Source organism: Nonomuraea mesophila (genome assembly GCF_004352805.1).
Classification (GTDB): domain Bacteria; phylum Actinomycetota; class Actinomycetes; order Streptosporangiales; family Streptosporangiaceae; genus Nonomuraea; species Nonomuraea longispora.
This window is the reverse complement of sequence record NZ_SMLD01000038.1, coordinates 19351-36299: the sequence shown is the minus strand read 5'-3', so window position 1 is coordinate 36299 and position 16949 is coordinate 19351. Positions and strand designations below refer to the sequence as shown.

General features: G+C 70.2%; 18 protein-coding genes and 1 pseudogene. 11 read left to right on the top strand and 8 right to left on the bottom strand.

Annotated features, from left to right (window positions below):
• The first annotated feature begins 103 nt into the window (after nucleotides 1-103).
• Entirely contained in the window at nucleotides 104-1039 is a 936-nt protein-coding gene (locus tag E1295_RS17045; RefSeq protein WP_132631270.1) for an AraC family transcriptional regulator, read from the top strand.
• A 26-nt stretch (nucleotides 1040-1065) separates the two neighbouring features.
• On the opposite strand, the gene E1295_RS17040 is transcribed toward E1295_RS17045, so the two are convergent.
• The gene (locus E1295_RS17040; RefSeq protein WP_132631268.1) at nucleotides 1066-1575 is read right to left on the bottom strand and encodes a MarR family winged helix-turn-helix transcriptional regulator; all 510 of its coding nucleotides are present in this window, start codon (nucleotides 1573-1575) and stop codon (nucleotides 1066-1068) included.
• Nucleotides 1576-1682: 107 nt separating this feature from the next.
• Here E1295_RS17040 and E1295_RS17035 point away from each other — a divergent pair, with 107 nt between their 5' ends.
• Nucleotides 1683-2471 (top strand): alpha/beta fold hydrolase, encoded by a 789-nt coding sequence (locus E1295_RS17035; protein ID WP_132631267.1) that lies wholly within the window; start codon nucleotides 1683-1685, stop codon nucleotides 2469-2471.
• 176 nt (nucleotides 2472-2647) lie between these two features.
• Here the strand turns inward: E1295_RS17035 and E1295_RS17030 are convergent, their stop codons facing one another.
• The 4 genes from E1295_RS17030 to E1295_RS17015 all read right to left on the bottom strand — a co-directional run bounded on the left by E1295_RS17030 (nucleotide 2648) and on the right by E1295_RS17015 (nucleotide 6208).
• Nucleotides 2648-3601, bottom strand: coding sequence for an aminoglycoside phosphotransferase family protein (locus E1295_RS17030; RefSeq protein WP_132631265.1), 954 nt, complete (start codon nucleotides 3599-3601; stop codon nucleotides 2648-2650).
• A gap of 68 nt (nucleotides 3602-3669) precedes the next feature.
• Nucleotides 3670-4365, bottom strand: a complete 696-nt coding sequence (locus E1295_RS17025; RefSeq protein ID WP_132631264.1) for an NAD(P)-dependent oxidoreductase — start codon at nucleotides 4363-4365, stop codon at nucleotides 3670-3672.
• A gap of 23 nt (nucleotides 4366-4388) precedes the next feature.
• The gene (locus E1295_RS17020; RefSeq protein ID WP_132631263.1) at nucleotides 4389-5312 is read right to left on the bottom strand and encodes an RNA polymerase sigma-70 factor; all 924 of its coding nucleotides are present in this window, start codon (nucleotides 5310-5312) and stop codon (nucleotides 4389-4391) included.
• Nucleotides 5309-6208: an NAD-dependent epimerase/dehydratase family protein gene (locus tag E1295_RS17015; protein WP_281284754.1), complete on the bottom strand. Its 900-nt coding sequence runs from the start codon at nucleotides 6206-6208 to the stop codon at nucleotides 5309-5311. Before E1295_RS17015 ends, E1295_RS17020 begins: the two co-directional genes overlap by 4 nt.
• A gap of 328 nt (nucleotides 6209-6536) precedes the next feature.
• Here E1295_RS17015 and E1295_RS17005 point away from each other — a divergent pair, with 328 nt between their 5' ends.
• Nucleotides 6537-7361 (top strand): SDR family NAD(P)-dependent oxidoreductase, encoded by an 825-nt coding sequence (locus tag E1295_RS17005; protein ID WP_132631260.1) that lies wholly within the window; start codon nucleotides 6537-6539, stop codon nucleotides 7359-7361.
• Between the two features lie 105 nt (nucleotides 7362-7466).
• Nucleotides 7467-8675, top strand: a complete 1209-nt coding sequence (locus tag E1295_RS17000) for an FAD-dependent monooxygenase (protein WP_132631258.1) — start codon at nucleotides 7467-7469, stop codon at nucleotides 8673-8675.
• Between the two features lie 74 nt (nucleotides 8676-8749).
• On the opposite strand, the gene E1295_RS16995 is transcribed toward E1295_RS17000, so the two are convergent.
• Nucleotides 8750-9763 carry an aldo/keto reductase gene (locus E1295_RS16995; protein WP_132631256.1) on the bottom strand — a complete coding sequence of 338 codons (1014 nt, stop codon included), beginning with the start codon at nucleotides 9761-9763 and terminating at the stop codon, nucleotides 8750-8752.
• Between the two features lie 242 nt (nucleotides 9764-10005).
• On the opposite strand from E1295_RS16995, the gene E1295_RS16990 reads away from it, so the two are divergent.
• Nucleotides 10006-10836 (top strand): helix-turn-helix domain-containing protein, encoded by an 831-nt coding sequence (locus E1295_RS16990; protein ID WP_166427266.1) that lies wholly within the window; start codon nucleotides 10006-10008, stop codon nucleotides 10834-10836.
• A gap of 103 nt (nucleotides 10837-10939) precedes the next feature.
• Nucleotides 10940-11434, top strand: coding sequence for an MFS transporter (locus E1295_RS16985; protein ID WP_132631253.1), 495 nt, complete (start codon nucleotides 10940-10942; stop codon nucleotides 11432-11434).
• Between the two features lie 176 nt (nucleotides 11435-11610).
• On the opposite strand, the pseudogene E1295_RS52455 reads toward E1295_RS16985, so the two are convergent.
• Nucleotides 11611-11847 (bottom strand): annotated as a pseudogene (locus tag E1295_RS52455) (hypothetical protein); the annotation flags it as partial.
• Between E1295_RS52455 and E1295_RS50180 the strand changes: the two are divergent.
• A complete protein-coding gene (locus tag E1295_RS50180) occupies nucleotides 11737-12261 on the top strand; it encodes a zinc-binding dehydrogenase (protein ID WP_425465348.1) in 525 nt (174 codons plus the stop codon). The pseudogene E1295_RS52455 and the gene E1295_RS50180 overlap by 111 nt on opposite strands.
• A 4-nt stretch (nucleotides 12262-12265) precedes the next feature.
• On the opposite strand, the gene E1295_RS16970 is transcribed toward E1295_RS50180, so the two are convergent.
• Nucleotides 12266-13009 (bottom strand): MBL fold metallo-hydrolase, encoded by a 744-nt coding sequence (locus tag E1295_RS16970; protein ID WP_132631250.1) that lies wholly within the window; start codon nucleotides 13007-13009, stop codon nucleotides 12266-12268.
• A gap of 54 nt (nucleotides 13010-13063) precedes the next feature.
• On the opposite strand from E1295_RS16970, the gene E1295_RS16965 reads away from it, so the two are divergent.
• The 4 genes from E1295_RS16965 (at nucleotide 13064) to E1295_RS16950 (ending at nucleotide 16948) form a co-directional block, all read left to right on the top strand.
• Complete coding sequence (locus E1295_RS16965; RefSeq protein ID WP_132631249.1) at nucleotides 13064-13579, top strand: ArsR/SmtB family transcription factor; 516 nt, start codon at nucleotides 13064-13066, stop codon at nucleotides 13577-13579.
• Nucleotides 13580-13610: 31 nt separating this feature from the next.
• On the top strand, nucleotides 13611-14765 hold the full coding sequence (locus tag E1295_RS16960; protein ID WP_132631247.1) for an MFS transporter: 1155 nt from the start codon (nucleotides 13611-13613) through the stop codon (nucleotides 14763-14765).
• A complete protein-coding gene (locus E1295_RS16955; RefSeq protein ID WP_132631245.1) occupies nucleotides 14746-15960 on the top strand; it encodes an aminopeptidase in 1215 nt (404 codons plus the stop codon). Before E1295_RS16960 ends, E1295_RS16955 begins: the two co-directional genes overlap by 20 nt.
• A 124-nt stretch (nucleotides 15961-16084) precedes the next feature.
• On the top strand, nucleotides 16085-16948 hold the full coding sequence (locus E1295_RS16950; RefSeq protein ID WP_220448755.1) for an SAM-dependent methyltransferase: 864 nt from the start codon (nucleotides 16085-16087) through the stop codon (nucleotides 16946-16948).
• The last annotated feature ends 1 nt before the right edge of the window (nucleotide 16949 follow it).

Below are 16949 nucleotides of genomic sequence, written 5' to 3'. Positions count from 1 at the left end.
GTCGACGGGTCTTTCGCGGAGTGGGTCATGCCTCCAGCGTGACCCAGATCGGACGAACTCTGAATGCTTGACGGTGCGGATTTCCTTCGCGATAGTTCAGGACGTGAGGGTCGATCAGTTGTCGGAGGTGTTCGATCTCCTTGAGGTACGCGGCCAGGTCTCCGGCGCGTTCGCGGTACGGGGACGCTGGGTCACGCGGTCGGTGATCGCGAGCCCGCTGAAGCTGACCGTGATGGTGCGTGGCCGGTGCCGGCTGTCGGCCGACGGGCTGGACGCCCCGATCGAGATGGAGGCCGGTGACGTCGCGGTCCTGACCGGCCGCTCGTGGCTGCGTGCCGAGGGCGGGACCGGCGACGGCCCGCCCGAGGAGTTCGCGCCGGAGCCGGGTGACTATGCCCTGCGCGTCGGCGGCGCGGACTTCGCCGTCGACGACGTCATCCTCGGCGGCCACGTCGAGCTGAACCAGGCCGGCGCGGCGCTGCTGGCGCAGACGCTGCCACCCGTCGCGCTCGTTCGCTCCCGCGACGCCGCCGCGCCCGCCCTGCGGGCGTGCGTCGACCGCCTGGTCGAGGAGGTGACGGCCGAGCGGATGGGCGCCGCCTTTGCCGTACGCCAGCACGCCCAGCTGCTGATCCTGGAGGTGCTTCGGGCGTACCTGGGCCAGGCCGAACTGCCGCCGGGGTGGCTGCGGGCGCTGACCGACGACCGGCTGCGTCCCGCGCTGACCCTCATGCACCGCGAACCGGGCCGGCCCTGGGGGTTGGTGGAACTGGCCCGTGCGGCGGCGATGTCGCGGACGTCGTTCGCCGTGCGGTTCCGCTCTGTCGCCGGTGTCCCCCCTCTGACCTACCTCAACTCCTGGCGGATGTTGCTGGCCCGGCGGGCGCTGCGCGACGACGACGTCCGGATCGGGGAACTAGCCGCGCAGCTGGGTTACACCTCCGAGAGCGCCTTCAGCACCGCCTTCAAACGAGAGGTGGGCGAGGCGCCCCTGCGCTACCGATACCGGCTCCGGCAAGCGTCCCCCGGCGGCCGCTGATTCCTCCCTGGCCGAACGGCTGATCTTCATCGCGCCTGGCCGGCCGGGACGTCGCCGTAGGACTCCAGCAGGGTGCTCAACGCCGCGCCGACCTGCTCGCGTTCGTCGGGGTCCAGGGCCTGGAGCAGCCGGGCCTCGTTGGCGATGTGCAGGGGCAGTACGCGGTCGATGACCTCCAGGCCGTGGTCGGTGAGACGGATGCGGACCGAGCGGCGGTCGTTCTCGTCGCGGGTGCGGACGACCAGGCCCTTGTCGTGCATCTTGTCCACGCGCAGGGTGATGGCGCCGGTGGTGACCAGCGAGGTCTTGAGAAACGTGCCCGCGGTCAGCTCGTAGGGCGCGCCGGACCTGCGCAGCGTGGACAACACGTCGAACTCGCCCGGATCCAGGCCCTCCCCGGCCAGGAAGTCCTTGATCTCCTTGTCCCACATGCGGGAGATCCGCATGATCCGCCCGACCACGCCGATCGGCCAGGGGTCGATGTCGGGCCGCTCGCGCCGCCACTGCTCCAGCACCGCGGACACGGAGTCTGCCATGGGTTCCTCCCGGAATTAGATGAGCGCTCATTAGGTTGACACTCACATAACCGCTGATTATGTTAGCGCTCATCTTATCAGAGATGACTCAATGAACGGTGGCTCATATGCCTTTCACCTCTGCCCGCGACACCCGCGTCCACTACGAGGTCGACGGCCAAGGCCCCGGCCTGGTGCTGGTCCACGGCGTCGGCGGCGATGCCGAGAAGGTCTTCGGCAACGTGTTCGGTCGCTTCACCTCGTCAAGGACGGTGGTGCGGCCCAACTTCAGCGGCAGCGGCCAGACCTCCGACGACGACGCCGAACTGACTGTCGACCTGATCGCCGACCAGGTCAGCACGGCCGCCCAGGCCGCCGTGGACGGCCCCGTCGACCTGCTCGGCTTCTCACTCGGCGCCGTCGCCGCCGCCGCGGTCGCCGCGACCCGGCCGGATCTGGTGCGCCGCCTCGTCCTGGTCGGCGGCTGGGCACACTCCACCGGCCCGCGCGACCAGTACTACTTCCGGACCGCGGCCAAGCTCCTCGCGGCCGACCGCGAGCTGTTCAAGCGTTTCTCCGCGCTGACCGGCTTCAGCGCCGCCGCGCTCGACCGCTTCGGCCACGACGGGCTCGCCTACTCCCTGGCCGACGCCTGGCCCCCGCCCGGCATCGGCCGGCAGCTCGACCTCGGCGGCCGCGTGGACATCCGGCCGCTGCTGCCCCTGATCACCGCGCCCACCCTGGTCGTCGGGTTCGCCGAAGACGCCATGGTCCCGATCGACGGCTCCAGGCAGCTGAGCGCCGCGATCACGGACAGCCGGCTGGTGGAGGTCGAGGGGCAGGGCCACATGGACTGGTTCGCCGACCCCAGCGGCCTGATCAAGCTGACCGCCGACTTCATCCACGACCCCGCCTGATCGGAGAGTCACGGCGGCCCGAGCGCGCACTTCTGCTGTTCGCGCCCGGCGCCCCTCGCGAGGACTGCTTCGAGGGCGTCACCGAGCTCGCCGGCCTCAGCGACGAGGAACGGGCGGAGTTCTTCGTCCGTTCCTCGACAGCTTCTTCGTCTAGAAGGGGGCCACGGGACCCGAGGCTAGCCCGTGCCCCTCGGGGCGGCGGACCCACTGCCGGCCGCGTACTCGGAGAAGATCTCACCGAGTACGCGTCGCGCGCCCGCGGCCTCCTCCTCGTCGTCGTCGCCCACCGCGTAGGCCAGGGTGGCGAGCGTCTTCCACAGGGCCCAGCCACGCCCGCGCGCCCATGTCGCCTCACCGACCCGCAGCCGCTCCCGGAACGCCTGCCGGCCCTCTGCGGTCAGCAAGGTCCATGCGATGGCCAGGTCACAGGCAGGATCGCCGACGCCGCAGGTGCCGAAGTCGATGACCGCCGCCAGTTGCCCGTCGTCGAGCAGCAGATTTCCTTCGGCGACGTCACCATGGAACCAGCTCTCCACACCGTCCCAGCGTGCGTCGAGGGCGCTCTTCCAGATCTCGCGCGCCAGGCCGGCATCGACGTGGCCGTGCAGCTCCGCGAGCGCGTTCTGGACCATCCCGTCGAACGTGCGCAGCGTGCCGCCGCGAAACCAGTTGTGCTTGCCTGGACGGGGACCGTCAGCGGGGTCGATGCTCTGCAAGGCCGTCAGGAACCCGGCCAGGTCGACCGCGAAGCGCACGGGATCGGCGATACGGTCCGCGCCGGCCGGCTCGCCGCCGAGCCATCGGTAGATCGACCACGCGTATGGGTAGCCCGCTCCGGGTTCGCCCTTGGCCAGGGGCACGGGGATCGGCAGCGGGAGCCGGGAGGCGAATGCCGGGAGCCACCGGTGTTCCTTGTCGACCGCCAGCGCGTACTCGGCCGCGCTGGGCAGGCGCACCAGCATCCCGGCGCCGAGGTGGAAGGTTCGGTTGTCCCAGCCGCCGTTGGCGACAGGTGCGACCGGGAGACGGGACCATTGAGGGAATTGTTGTTCGACGAGACGGCGCACCTGCTCCACGGTGATGGTGAGGCGCTGGGGCACGGGACCGAGATCCGGCGTGTCGGTGGACATCGACATGCAGAGTACCGAGCCATGGAACAGGTCCCGAAACCGGAGGCCAGGTGGGGGCGGGCGGCGGGTCAGCTTCTGGCGAGTACCTCGCGGCGGACGTACTGGAGGAACGTGGGGTTGTCGACCGTGGTGACGACACTGAGCGTGGTGCGGACGTAGCGGTCGTCGTCCAGCAGGGCCAGCATGCTCGCGGCCAGATCCGTCCGGGAGGTGAACCTGGCGTCGGCGTGGCCCTCGATGAGGGTGTAGTCGGTCACCGACGGCAGCTGGTAGAGCCCGCTCGGACGCAGTATCGTCCAGTCGAGATCGCTGGCGCGGACGAGCGCCTCCATCCGGCGCATGTCGTCGTACAGCGTCTTGGCCATCACCCGCGTCAAGTAGGGCAGCACGATTCGGTTGAGCAGGAACCCGCCCTCCGAGTACGGCCGCGGGTCGACCCCACTTGAGCTCACCACGGCGAGCCGGCGCACCTCATGCCGTTGCATCGCGGCGACAATATTGGCCATACCGCGCGAATAGGTAGTGATCGGTCCCTTCGTCGCGGGCACCCCGAGCGCCGACAGCACCGCATCCTGCTCCGCTACGGCGGCGTCGACGGCCATGGGAATGTGCACGTCGGCGCCGATGACGTCGAGCCGTTCGTGGTGCAGGGGAAACGAGTCCGGCTGCCGGGTGATCGCGGTGACATGGTGTCCGGCGGCGAGTGCCTGCCCGGTGAGGAGACGGCCGGTGGGGCCGTTGGCGCCGAAGACCGCGATACGCATGACCAGGGTCCCTTCCGTGGGCGTCAGTCTTTGAGCCGGCGGATCCGGTTCGTCTCGCGGACGATCGCCCAGGCGTCGGCCACCGGCCCCAGATGCCCCAGCTTGTCGGGGTTGATCACGGCGCGAATGGTCTGGATCTGCCCGTCCAGGATGTCGAGCGTCAGGGTGTTGACGATCTTACGGTCCCGGTCGCGGAAGATCGCGCCTGGCTGGCCGTTCATCTCATGGGGCTCCACGACGCCGCCGATCCGGTGGAACGGTGCGACGAACCCGGCCAGCATGCGGGCCACGTGGTCGGCGCCGAAGATTCCGTCGCCCCACAGCGGGGCCTTGCCGCCGCTGTCGCCCACCATCTGCACGTCGGCGGCCAGCAGCTCGCGCAGCCCGTCGACGTCACCTTCGCGGAAGGCGTCGAAGAAGCGACCGGCGAGTTCCTCCCGCTCCCGCCGATCAGCCTCGAAGCGGGCATGCCCGGCGTCCATGTGGCGTCGCGCTCGTACGGCGAGCTGGCGGCAGGCCGCCTCAGAGCGCCCGACCGCAGCGGCGACCTCACCGAAGCGGAACCCGAACACCTCCCGCAGCACGAAGACCGCCCGTTCGAGCGGGCTGAGCCGCTCCAGCAGCAGCAGGGCGGCCATCGAGACCGTGTCGGCGAGCTCCGCCGACCGTTCCGGATCCTCGTACGGGTCGGCCAGCAGCGGCTCGGGGAACCACTGCCCGGCATATTCCTCCCGCCGCATGCGTGCCGAGCGCAGCACGTCGATCGCGATGCGAGACACCATGGCCGACAGGAACGACTTGGCCGACACGGGCCGGGTCGGGCAGGCTTCGTAGCGTAGCCAGGTCTCCTGGACCGCGTCCTCGGCCTCGCTCACGCTGCCCAGGATCCGGTAGGCGATGGAGAACAGCAGCGGCCGCAGCTGTTCGAACTCCTCGGTCCGGGTCATCCCAGCTCCTCCTTGAAGCCCTGCCGCCAGGAGGGATAGCGCAGTCGCCAGCCGAGTTCGCGTTTGGCTTTGGCGTTGGAGAAGCCGCGTCCCTGGGTCATCATCGTCACCGCCGTCTTCCCTGCCAGCGGCCGGGCCAGCCACACGGGGATCCGCATCGGAGGCTTGGCACCGGCGCACGCGGCCAGGTGGGCCAGCCACTCACGAGCCGGGGCCGGTTCGTCGTCGACGATGTTGAACACGCCCTTCGCCCGCTGCTCCACGGCCAGGACGGTGGCGGCGGCCGCGTCGTCGAGATGCACCCACGAGCTGTGGCCCGCGCCGTCGCCGACGACCGGGTACTGCCGCTTGCGCACCAGCTCGACCTGGTCATCGGTGGCGCCAGGCCCGTAGAGCGCGCCGTACCGCAACACCGCGCCACCGGCCTTGATCACCGCTTCTTCCAGATGACGGATCGCCTGCGCGCCCTCACCGGTACTGGTCGGGTCAAGTGGGTCCTCTTCGGTCTTGACCCACCCACCCTGACGGATGCCGTTCCAGGCGGCGTAGCTCTGCGCGACGACGTGGCACCCACCGCTCGCCTCAGCGGCGGCGAGCAGATGATCGGTCCCTTCGGTACGCAGCCGGTTGGTCGTGGCGAACCAGCGGTCGAAATGCTTGATATCCGGCTTGCCGGCAATCGCGGTCATCTGGTGCACGACGACCTCTGGCCGCGCCAGGGCCACCACCTGGCCGATCGAGGCCGCATCCAGCCCGTCCATCACGACCGCCTCGGCGCCCAGCCGCTCCAGCAGGCCCAGCCTGGCGGTCCTCGTCGTCGTCGCCGTCACCTCATGCCCCCTGGCCACCAGCTGCGGCACCAGCCGCCGCCCCAGCACCCCGGCTCCACCGGCCACGAACACCCGCACAACGACCCCTCCCTTCCCAGCTCCGAAACCTGTTCTCCGCCTGGAGACGAGACAGCTCGCCCGTTCTGTGACATCCCCCGTCCGACGGCGCCACAGCCCGTCCTGTCACATGCCGGGCGAAAGCCAAGGAGCCACTCCTGATTCTCGCCATGTCACAGAACGGCCCGCTGTCTCGTCCCGGGAAAGGCGTGCCCGGCCCTTGGAGCGCGGGCTGCGGCTTCTGCGGCGACACGCACGTCGAAGACCTCGCGCAGGCCGGGGAGAGCCCGGTGCGCGCCTGGCGGGAGTCGCATCCCATGGCAGAAAGAAGAAGATCATGAGCAAGGTTTGGTTCGTCACCGGATCGTCGCGCGGTTTCGGCCGCAGCTTCGTCGAGGCCGCCCTGAGCCGCGGCGACCGGGTGGCAGCCACCGCCCGCAACCTTCGAAGCCTCGATGACCTGGTCACCGCCTACGGCGACCTGGTGCTCACGCTGGAGATGGACGTGAAGGACACGGCAGCCGTCCGCGAGAGCGTGACGCGGGCCAAGGAGCATTTCGGCCGCCTGGATGTGATCGTCAACAACGCCGGCTACGCCCTGTTCGGCGCGGTCGAGGAGCTGACCGAGCAAGACGTGCGCGGCCTGCTGGAGACCAACCTGTTCGGCCCACTGCGGGTCGTCCAGGCCGTGCTGCCTCACCTGCGCGAGCAGGGCTCCGGGCACATCATTCAGATCTCCTCCACCGCCGGCGTGGCCGCCTTCCCCCTCGGCGGCGGATACTGCGCGTCCAAGTGGGCTCTGGAAGGCCTGAGCGAGAGCCTCGCCCAGGAAGTCGCCGGCTTCGACATCAAGGTGACCATCGTGGAGCCCGGCAGTTACGCCACCGGCGCGCCCACCATCGCGGTCAAGTCCTCACCCAACCCGCACTATCAGGCTGCCCGCCAGGCCCAGGCCGCGTACGGCAAGGCGCTCGACTTCGGCGACCCGGCCGCCGCCGGCCAGGCCATGCTCAAGGTCGCCGACCACCCCGACCCGCCCCTGCGGGTGTTCTTCGGCAAGCAGAACCTCCCGATGATCCAGCAGGTCTACGCCGACCGGCTCAAGAACTGGGCCGACTGGCTCGACCTCTCGGCGCAGGCCCACGCGGCCCCGTCCGCCTGATCTGTCAGCGGGCGGGCTGGCGGAGGCCCACGCCCTGATGAACGCCGAGCGGTCCGCGGCTGCGCGCCGGGACCTGGACAAGCACTTCTGTGGAAGGGAGTCGTCATGCGAGAGGGTGGCCGCCGCGCCCTGGTGGTCGGGCTCGGGATCGCGGGAATCGCGACCGCGCTCCGGCTACGGCAGGTCGGCTGGGAGCCGGTGCTGATCGAGCGGGCGCCTGCGCGCCGCTCGGAAGGGTACTTCGTCATGTTGTTCGGCACCGGCGTGGCCTCCGCCCGCCGTCTGGGTGTGCTGGAGGCCATCGGGGACCGCAGCAGCCCTTTGCTCAAGGCGTACGAGGTGAATCGGGCGGGACGCCGAACGCCGGGCATGAACCCGTCGACGCTGCCGGGCAGACCCCTGCAACTGCTGCGCGGCGACGTCGAGCAGGGGCTGTTCTCCGCGTTGCCGGGCGACGTGGAGATCCGTTATTCCACCGTGCCCACCCGCATCACCCAGGACGACACGGCCGCCGAGGTCACGTTGCACGACACCGCCTCAGGCGCCGTCGTCACCGAGCGCTTCGACCTGGTGGTCGGCGCCGACGGCCTGCGCTCCACCGTACGGAGCCTGGCCTTCGGCCCGCAGGAGTACCTGCACCCGCTCAACTACATGATCGCCGTCACCCTGCTCGACAGGCCGATCGAGGGCTTCACGATGCACGAGGGCCTGATCCTGGCTGAGCCCGGACGCTCGGCATGGACCTTCCCCTACGACGACCACCCGCCGAGCCTGCTGTTCTCCTACCGCACCCGCGACATCGACGCCGAGTTCGCCCGCCCGCCGATCGAGTCGCTCCGCGCCGCCTTCGGTCCCGAGGCCACCGGACGTCTCCTGGAGACCTTGTTCACCCGGTTCGAGCAGGCTCCGGACTTCCTGTTCGACTCCGTACACCAGGTCAGGATGCCCCGCTGGCACCGCGGCCGCGTCGCCCTGGTCGGCGACGCCGCCTGGTGTGTGACCTTGTACGCGGGCATGGGCGCCTCCAGCGCCATGGCCGGGGGCGAACTGCTGGGCACCATGCTGCGGCGGCACCCCGACGACCTGGCCGGCGCGCTGCGGGCGTGGGAGGCCAGGATGCGGCCGTTCATCCAAGAAGAGCAGGACAGTGCGCTGACCATGCGCAGGCTCTTCACGCCCCACGATCGCAAGGAACAGATCCTCCGCGCGGCGATGCTGCGCCTGACGCACACTCCCGTCATCGGCCCGACGATAGGCAAGATCCTGAACGGCACCGACATGAAGAACAAGCAACTCGACGTCGCCGCCGTATGACTCACCCTCATGAACACCACACCGCGGCGGCACAGCTGCCGTCGCGGGAACCCCCAGCCGGGCCCGCGTCAAGTTCAAGCGTCCCCGGATCGTTGAGGACGGCGAGTGGGGCCGTCCACGGCGCGGGAAACCTCGTCCAGCCTGGCCATCGCCTCCTCCGGGAGGTCGAGCTCGAACGCCGCCAGGTTCTCCCGGAGCTGTTCCACCGTACGAGGCCCGAGCAGGATCGAGGTCACCCCCGGCTGCCGCGCCACCCACGCCAGCGCCACCTTCGAGGGCGCGACGCCGAGTTCGGCCGCCACCTTGACGAGTTCTTCGGCGATGTCCAGGTTGCGGTCGTTGAGCAGTGACTGGGCCCAGCGGCCGGCGCCGGGCATCGAGTGGCCGAGCAGCCTGCCCATCCGGCTGTCCGGGTCGGGCGTCTCGCCGTGCCGGTAGCGGCCGGTCAGTACGCCGCCGCCGAGCGTCCCGTACGCGATCGTGCCCATCCCGTGCCGCTCGCAGACCGGCAGGGTCTCCGCTTCGATCATGCGCTGGATCAGTGAGTACGGTGGCTGCAGACTCACGAACGGGGTTCCGCCGACACGGGCGGCAGCCCACTGAGCCTCGACGATCTGGGCGGCGGTGAAGTTGGAACAGCCGAGGTAACGGACCTTTCCGGCCCGGACGAATCCGTCGAGCGTGACCATGGTTTCCTCGATCGGCGTCGCGGGATCCCACTGGTGGCACTGGTAGAGGTCGATGTAGTCGGTGCCGAGCCGGCGCAGGCTGGCGTCGAGGGCCCTGGTGAGGTGGCGCCGTGACAGGCCCCGCCCTTCGGCGCCCACCGGCATGGCTCCCTTGGTAGCCACGACGACCTGCTCGCGCCTGCCCCGCACGGCCCGGCCGACGATCTCTTCGGTCTCGCCCTGGTGGTACAGGTCGGCCGTGTCGATGACGTTGCCGCCCGCTTCGAGAAACGCGTCGATGACCCGTGCGGCCTCGGCCTCGTCGGTGGCGGCCAGGCCGTGCTCGGTGCCGAAGTTCATGGTGCCCAGACAGGCGCGGGAGATGCGCAGGCCGGAGCGGCCGAGGTTCAGGTAGTCCATGGGGCCCCCGATGTGGTCAGCGGTCGTGGGTTGTGAACCTGACAAGCGATCCTCAGGCATCCGTACGGCGAAAGTCGATGCAACAGACTCCACGATTGCTTGACACAGAGACCACGGCCTCGCCGTCGCCCGTACGGTATAGAAAGGCGGCTTTGGCGATATGTCAGACTCTGCCGAGCGGGGACTGAACGGCGAAAGAGGCCATGGTGTACACCTGCCAGAGCGACCTGACATTCGGTGCCGTGACGGTGAAGCGCAAGAGTTTCGCGCCGCTGCGCCTGTTGCGACCTGCGCAGCATCCTGACGCGGACGACTACGCCGACCACTACCAGCTCATTGTGCCGCTGGTGGGTTCGGCGCAGCTCATTTCGGCTGACAATCGTGCGATACCGAGGGTCGGTGACGTGCTGCTGCACAACATGGCCCGGGTCGTGGCCGCGTGCTTTCATCCGCCAGAAGGCAGTGACGTGGTCGACACGGTCATGGTCGCGTTCCCGCGCCCCCTGATCTCCCTACCCGTTGAGCACCTCGACTCCGTACTGGGCACCACCATTCCGGCCGATCAGGGAATCGCCGCCCTGCTCTCGAAATTCGTCCTCGACCTGGCCTCAGGTCACGACTCCTACCACCCGTCCGATGGGCCGCGGCTGGGCATGGTGTTGACGGATCTCATCGCCGCGACGCTCCTCCACACCGCCGAGACCGACCCGGTCATCGTGCCCTCCAACCGAGACGCGCTCGTTCTACGCATCAAGGCCTTCATCCAGGAACATCTGCGCGACCCCCACTTGAGCCCGCGCATGCTGGCGATCGAACATCACATCTCGACCAGTTACCTGCACCGGATCTTTCAGGAGCAGAACGCCACGGTCAGCTCGTACATCAGGTCGTTGCGGCTCGAACGAGCACGCCGTGACCTGGCCGACCCCGCACTGCGAGCGGTGCCCATCCACAGCATCGCCGCCAAATGGTGCTTCTCCGCGTCGTCCGCCTTCAGCCACGCCTTCCGGCGAGCGTACGGACTGTCACCCAAGGACTTCCGCCAGGAAGCAGCCCACCACGCCCCGCGCTGACCTGATACCCGGATCACGTACGCCCGATGCCCGTACGCCCGACTCACGCACGGTCGCGCGCGACGACCGATCGTCGTCCCCTGCGACGATCCGCCGCGTCCTGGTGTTGTGGGCGCTGACCGCCGCGCTCTCGGCGACCGGCAACAACGCCGTGGCCACCTACTTCGTCCAGCTCGGCGAGCACGCCGGACTGCCCGCCGCCCTCACCGGCAACCTGCTGTCACTGAGCACGGCCCTGGCCATCGCGGTACGGCTGGCGGCCGGAGCACTCACCGACCTGGCCCCCCGCCACAATCCCACGGTCATCACGGCCATGATGGCGGGCACCCTCGGCCTGGTCCTGATCTCGACCGGCTCCCTGGTGCTGTTCGTGGCCGGTGCCGTACTGAGCTTCTCGGCGGGCTGGGGCTGGACCGGCCTGCTGCTGGCGACCACCCTGCGCCTGGTGCCCGATCGGACCGAGAACGCCGGTCACACCGTCCAGGTGGGGATCTACAGCGGCGCCACCGTCGCGCCGTTCGCGTTCGGCGCGCTGTCCAGCACGCTCGGCTTCACCGGCACCGCGCTGATCGCCGCCGCACCTGGCGGTCACGGCTGATGGAGGACGCGGCGCAGTGCGGTGGTCGCGGCGGCGAATGCGGTGTCGTCGAGGAGCGTGCCGCCCCACTCGAGCAAGGGCCGCCGCGCCTCCTGGATGCGGGTGGCCATCTCGCGCCCGTGGGAGGTCAGGGTGAGCTCGACGTGGCGGCGGTCGTGCGCGGACGGATGGCGGTGGACGAGTCCGGCACTGTGGAGGCGGTCCACGAGCCGGCTGGGGTTTCCGGTCTCGGCGATGAGGCGGGCGCCGAGCTCTCCGAGGGTGAGGGGCTCGTCGTCGGCGAGGATGAGGGTCGCCTCGGCCTGAACCACCGTGATGCCTCCGAACGCAGCCTGCACCTGCTGCGCGACTACGACATCGTCCCCATCGACTACCGCCACCAGGACGCCGCCGAGGTCGTACGCGCCCGGCATCCCGAAGGCGTCCGGATCGTCTACGACCACCTCGGCGGCGCCGCCCTGCGCGCCAGCCACCGCCTTCTGGCCCCTGGCGGCGTACTGGTCAGCTACGCCTTCATGGGCCGGCCCGGACACGTGCTGGCCGACACCGTCCGGGGTGCGCTGCACAACCGCGTGCTGAACCTCGTGCCGGGCAGACGTACCGCCATCTGTTCGCCGCCCCGGGAGATCGCCACGGATCCGCCGCGTCACCAGGCGCTGCTGACCGGCCTGTTCGAGCTGGCGCTCACGCAGCTCATCCGGCCGCGGATCGGCGTGTGCCTTCCGCTCGCCCGCGCCGCCGACGCCATCGGCTGCTCGAACGGCGGGAAGTCCACGGAAAGATCATCCTCACCATGCTCTGAAGCTGGTGCCGAGGTCGTCCCCTGAATCCTCACGAAAGGTCGAGGACGAGACCGGATGCGGCGACGCCGATCTCACCGTCGTATCCGGCCCCGGCGGCGGCCCGCGCGGCTGCGGTGTCCGTGCCTGGCTGCAGGTGCGTCAGCACCAGGCGCCGGGCCTCGGCCTCCCGGGCTTGCCGGCCCGCCTGACGGGCGCTCGTCAGGTAGGGCCGGGTACCCTCCGGGACCCGGTTCACGTAGGTGGCCTCGGCCAGGAGCAGGTCGGCGCCACGCGCCAGTTCCACCCTGTCGGGGCTCGGGCCGCTGTCGCTTGTGTACGCGAGCACCCGTCCGCCCGCTGTCAGGCGTAGGCCGGCGTTGGGGACCGAGTGCGGCAGCGCACGGGTCTGTGCGTGAAACGGGCCGAGGTCGAAGCCGTGGCCGGCGGTGAACTCGTGCAGGACGTACGCGTCGGTCAGCACCCCCGGGCGGTCCAGCGCGAGCACCGCGTCGAGGGCGCCGGGCAGCGAGTACACCGGCAGGGGCGGGGGCGGGTCATCACGCATGGTGCGCGCCCGCAACAGCGCGTTCAGGTCGGCGCAGTGGTCGGGATGTCCGTGGCTGACGAACACCGCATCGATCTGATCGGCGCCGACCCGTTCCAGCAGCCGCGGCACCGTCGCGTGGCCAAGGTCGACGAGCAGCCTGAACCCGTCGTGCTCCACGAGGTGACCACTGCAGGCCTCCCCCGCCGCCGGCCACGCACCGCATCCGCCAAGGATCGTCAGCAGCATCCGGCCTCCTCGTCAGGTCTTTCCCAATAGCTGTTGGGTAAATATAATCCCAAGGTGTCTTCGGAAAACAGGGACGACCTTGTTCCCCTTCGCGCCCTGGCCAACCCGCTGCGCATCCGCATCGTGTCGCTGCTCACCGGCGCGGCGATGTCGGCCACCGAGGTCGCCGACGAACTCGGCATCGCGCACGCCTCGGCCAGCTACCACCTGCGCCAGCTGGCCAGAGCGGGTTTCCTCCAGCAGACGGGCGAGCGGCCGCGGGCGGGCAAGGGCCGCCCGCAACTGCGCTACCGCTACGACCCGTCCAGCGGCGAACGACTCGACCGGTCCGAGGGACGGCAACTCCTCCACCAGGCGATGAGCACCGACCTGGCCAGGCGTCTGGCCGAGACCGATCGCCGGCGCACGTCCATGGACGCCGAGGTATGGCTGGCCAGGCCCGTCTGGGAGGAGATCGTCGGCCTGATCGACCAGGCCGTGGCGCTCCTGCACGACAAGGCCGGACCGCCGCACGACGGCGTCAAGGTCAGCATGACCGCGCTCCTGCTCGAACTGCGTGACGAACCGTGATCGGCCGTCTGCCGGAACTGCGTGACAAACGATGATCGGCCGCCTGCTCGTCTGCGCGGCCGGTGCGTTCCTGACGATCGGACTGCTCATCCCGGCGGTTCCGCGATACCTCACCGGCCCGCTGGGCGAGCAGGCGGGCATGGTGGGCGTCTCACTGGCCGTCACCGCGGCGGCCGGGGTGCTCGCCCGGCCGCTGGCCGGACGGGTGGCCGACAGGGCCGGACGCCGCACGGCCCTGTGTGCGGGCGCGCTGCTGTTGTCCGGTACGTCCCTCGCGCTGCTCGCCGTCGGGCAGTTACCGCTCTTCCTCGTCCTGCGCGGCGTCGCCGGAGTCGGTGAGGCGCTGGCCTACGTCGGCCTCGCCACTCTGGCCAGCGACCACCGGCGGCCCGGCGCGGCGATCAACCACTTCTCCGTCGTCGTCAACGCCGGCCTGCTCACGGGGCCGGTCATCGCAGAGACGCTGTACGCCGCGTCCGGGTTCGCCGCCGTCTGGATCACGGCCGCCGCCGTGGCCCTGGGGTCGGCGGCGCTCGGCCTCACCCTGCCGAAGAGCGCGGGCCCGGACGCGGGGAGCGCCGGCCCGGATCCGGGAACCGGGCGGGCCCGGCTGTTCCACACGTCCGCTCTACGCCCCGGCTTCGGCTACCTGGCCTCCGTGTGGGGCTACACCGCCATCAGCGCCTTCCTGCCGCTGCACCTCGCCGCGCTCGGCGGCGGCTCGGGCGGCCTCCACTTCCTGGTCTACGGCGGCGTCCTCGTCGCCGTCCGGCTGGCCGGACATCGCCGGCTCGCCACGGCCGCCCCGGCGCGCCTGGCCACCGCCTCCCTCCTGCTGACCGGGACGGGATCGATCCTGCTCGCCGCCTGGCCCTCGCCGGCCGGGACATGGTGCGCGATCGCGCTGATCGGCGCCGGGCAGGGCCTCGGACTGCCCGCCTTCCTCAGGATGGCGGTGCACGGCCTGCCCGCCGGCGAGCGCGGATCCGCCGTCGCCACCACGACGGCCTTCTTCGACGTCGGGTTCCTCAGCGCAGCCCTGACCCTCGGCGTCCTCGCCGAACGGTTCGGCCTGGCCGGCGGCTTCGCCCTCGCGGGCGCCGTGTCCGCCGCCGGAGCGCTGCTGTTCCTGCCCCTGCGCCACGACCACCACGAAGGAGCCCCCCTTGACCGTTCCCGCCACTGACCTGTCCCGCTACGCCGACGTCGTGTTCGACGTGGCCGTGCCCCTGCCGGCGGACGACCGCGTACTGATCAACGCCGAGATCGAGCACGCCCCGCTCGCCCGCGCCCTGGCCGAGGCCGCCTACGCCAGAGGCGCCCGCTATGTCGACATCTGGTACTTCGACCCGTACGCCAAACGATCCCGCGTCCGGCACGCCGACGCCGCGAGCCTGGCCGAGGTGCCCTCGTGGCTCGACGCCCGCAACGACGAGCTGGGACGGCAGGGCGGCATCATTGTCAACATCCGCGGCGCCGCCGCCCCCGACCTCCTGGCCGGGCTGGATCCGGTACGCGTCGGGCTGGACCGCATGCCGTCGCTGACCTCCCGGCAGCGGCTCCAGCTCGGCAACCTGGTCCGCTGGACGATCGTCCCCTACGCCACCCCCGAGTGGGCCCGTGCCGTCTTCGGAGAACCCGACCAGGCCAGGCTCTGGCGGCACCTGCGCCGCATCCTCCGTCTCGACGAGCCCGATCCGCGCGCGGCGTGGCGGCGGCGCATCGCCGAACTGCTCGATCGCGCTCGACGGCTCACCGAGCTGCGCCTGGACGCCGTACGGTTCGAGGGCCCCGGCACCGACCTGACCGTCGGCCTGCTCCCGGAGGCTCACTGGACCGCCGCCCGCCTGGAGGACGTCAAGGGCCGCCCGTTCCAGGCCAACCTGCCGACCGAGGAGGTGTTCACCACCCCCGACCACCGGCGCGTCGACGGCACGGTCCGCGCCACCCGGCCGCTGTCCCTCGACGGCACCGTCATCCGCGACCTGGAGCTGACCTTCGCCGATGGCGTCGTGACCGAGGTCAGGGCGAGCGCCGGAGCCGAGGTCGTCCGCGCGCACCAGGCCACCGACGCGGGAGCGGCCCGGCTGGGCGAGCTCGCTCTGGTCGACCGTTCCTCGCGGGTGGGCGAAAGCGGCATCACCTACCTGGAGACCCTTCTGGACGAGAACGCCACCTGCCACCTGGCCTGGGGCGCCGGGCTGCCTCCTGGCGTGCCCGCCCACCTGCGTACGGACGATCCCGCGCGGCTGGACGCGGCGGGCGTGAACACCTCGCGCGTGCACGTCGACTTCATGGTCAGCGGCCCGGACGTCACGGTCACCGGCCTGGGCCCCGGCGGGAAGGTGCTGCTCCTGCGCGACGACGCCTGGCAGTTCTGACGCCCTGCCCCAGCCTCGACTCACGCGGGTCGACGCGCCGGCCATGACGCGAGAGTCCCGAATGTGTGGACATGACACGGGTTTGGCCGTAGAAAGACATTTCTGACCAGGCGAGCCTCAGGAAGTGAAGACGGTGCATAACGACAAAGAGACCGACCCGCTGGACCCGACGTACGCCGACGCAACGGCTAAAAGGATTAACCCCCACATTCCTCATCCCGCCCGGATATATGACTATTTACTGGGCGGAAAGGACAATTTCGCCTCCGACCGAAAAGTTGCCGAGACGCTCATCGAGATCTCGCCGGGCACGCGCGAGGGCGTGCGTGCCCATCGTGCCTTCGTGAGCCGGGCCGTACGGTATCTGGCGGCCGAGGCGGGCATCACCCAGTTCCTGGACATCGGCACCGGGATCCCGACCCAGGACCCCACCCACACGATCGCCCAACGGTCCGTACCCGAGGCCCGTGTGGCCTACGTGGACAACGACCCGATCGTTTCGGTGCACGGCCGTGCCCTGCTGACCGGTGACCCGGCGGGTTCGACCGAAATGATCGAGGCGGACCTGCGGCAGCCGGAGAAGATCCTGTCCGATCCCGCGGTCCAGGGCGTGCTCGACTTCACCCGTCCCGTCGCCGTCGTCCTGGCCGGGGTGATGCACTTCATCACCGACGAGGAGAACCCGTACGGGGTGGCCGAGCAGCTCAAGGCCGCGGTGCCGAGCGGCAGCCACCTGCTGTTGTCGCACATCACGCGCGACTTCGCCGGCCACCTGAGCCAGGAGGAGTTCTCCAAGCCGTACGACAACAGCTCCGCTCCCATGGTGCCGCGCACCCATGAGGAGACGCTGCGCTTCTTCGAGGGCTGGGACCTGGTGGACCCGGGCCTCGTCGAGGTGGTGACGTGGCGGCCGGACCCGGCCGAATATCAGGAAGAGATCCCCAGCGGCCACGCCTGGGCCTACGGTGGCCTCGCGGTCAAACCCTGAG